Source organism: Rhodococcus sp. NPDC078407, from assembly GCF_044542515.1.
Taxonomy (GTDB): Bacteria; Actinomycetota; Actinomycetes; order Mycobacteriales; family Mycobacteriaceae; genus Rhodococcoides.
In genome coordinates, this window is sequence record NZ_JBITUQ010000054.1 from 1 (window position 1) to 1,793 (window position 1,793).

The following is a 1,793-nucleotide window of genomic DNA, read 5'->3' on the forward strand; positions in this document are numbered from 1 at the left end:
CCGTGCACCGCACTTCTGACGTCAGAATGTCAGAAGACACGTGCACTCACCCTCGAAACGCCTGCAAAGAGTGCAGCCGTCTTCTGAAATTGACAAATGTGTTCACGTTCGGCGGTTCCCGCGTCCGGCGGGACCGGCACCACCGTGACACCGGCGATCAGGGCACCCACTACCGCGAGCACGGTCTTGACCGACGGCGTTGCGTGGATCGCGAGTCGGTCTGCCCGCGCGATCCGCTCGGCTACCGATGTCGCCGCGCCCAGGATGTCGGCACGAGACAGTGCGCCTCCGTCGATGGTGATGGCGTCGGGAATATCGTCTCCCCGCGCAACGGCGAGTGGGTTCAGTGAACGAAGCAGCACATGGCTACCGTACATACATGGACGTGGACGGAATCGACACCGGCGACTACGCCGAGTACATGACGGTCGCTGCCGGTGACCTGCAGGCGGGTGTCTATCTGATCGGTACCGACGCGGAGCAGGACGTCGATTCGGAGGACGATCTCGACCTGGATCTCGAGGACGAGGATTCCGAAGACGACACCATCGATGCCGCGCACGTCACCGACGGCGCGCCTAGGCTCGTCTACTCGGTTCAGTCGGACGATTTCTGGACGCGGGTCGAACTTGCGGATCTGCGAGCCACTCAGCTCTACGAAGAAGCCCACGCCCGCAATCCCGAGGTCAACGCCGAACCGAAGCGGTTCACCACCGTCGAAGCATTCGGTAGCAACGAGCTGGTCTACATCCTGCGCATCCGCCGCGGTGGCTGGGACGTGGGCGAGCCGGATCTGGAGCCGTGATCAGCGCGGCCCCTCAGTCCTCGCAAACGCGCGCGCGTTTGCTGAACGCGAGCGGCTTCGCGTCACGATTCTGCGCGCGCATGGCAAGTGCGCGCGCGTTTGCGAGATCCAGGCCGCGCACCAATAACCGTCAGTCGTGGAGCGTAATGCTTGCCCCTTCCTAGACTTGCTGCTATCGACTAGGCCGAGGACGCGACCGTTCCGATACCGAGGGCAACCAGGAATCCGGCGCTGATGCGGTCCAACCAGTCCGTCACTGCGGGCTTACGCAGCAACGCGACCGCCCGCGAGGCGACGACGGAGAACACTCCCATCACCAGGGCTGCCACCACCACCTCGACCAAGCCGAGCGTCATCGCACCGGTCAACGTGACCACCGTGAGGAACTGCGGCACCACCGCGAGGTAGAACAGTCCGACCTTGGGGTTGAGCGCGCACGAGAGAACCCCGGCACCGAACGCCGACCAGGCGGACGCGGCGACGGGTACCAGCGGCTCACCGGCCACCTTGTTCTTGCGACGAGCCCGGAACGCCTTCACGCCCAGGTACAGCAGATACAGTCCACCGAGAACCTTGACGACTCGATATGCCGTCGCCGACTGTTCGACGATCGCCGCCAGTCCGACGGCTACCAGCACGGCCCAGAACAATCCGCCGATCGCGACGCCCATTGCTGCCCCGACACCGGGCTTGAGGCCGCCGATGCTGTAACGAAGCACCAGAAACGAATCCGGGCCCGGAAGAATTGCCAGCAGAAAGCACACACCGGCGAAACTGAGCAACAGGCTGAGGGTCATAGGTATATGAAAACACCCAGGTCGGGCCGGAGCCAACTGATTTCACTGTGGACCAACTCCGCTGAATGTCCACCATTCGCATCGAGAAACTGGATCCGGGCTGTTGCGATTTCGAGATGGCTTCCATTGAGCAGTGTTGGACGGCGGATATCGATGCGGCCACGGGCGGGCCACCGACCTCAAGTGAGTGC

2 protein-coding genes and 1 pseudogene are annotated in these 1,793 nt (G+C 63.2%); 1 reads left to right on the plus strand and 2 read right to left on the minus strand.

All coding sequences use genetic code 11. The features are described 5' to 3' along the window. Positions 1-95: 95 nt before the first annotated feature. Positions 96-362, minus strand: a pseudogene (locus ACIGGF_RS25305) (acyl-CoA synthetase); the annotation flags it as partial. 17 nt (positions 363-379) lie between these two features. Between ACIGGF_RS25305 and ACIGGF_RS25310 the strand changes: the two are divergent. Next, positions 380-805, plus strand: coding sequence for a hypothetical protein (locus ACIGGF_RS25310; RefSeq protein WP_397523782.1), 426 nt, complete (start codon positions 380-382; stop codon positions 803-805). A 179-nt stretch (positions 806-984) separates the two neighbouring features. Here the strand turns inward: ACIGGF_RS25310 and ACIGGF_RS25315 are convergent, their stop codons facing one another. Then, entirely contained in the window at positions 985-1,602 is a 618-nt protein-coding gene (locus ACIGGF_RS25315; protein WP_397523783.1) for a LysE family translocator, read from the minus strand. Positions 1,603-1,793 lie beyond the last annotated feature (191 nt).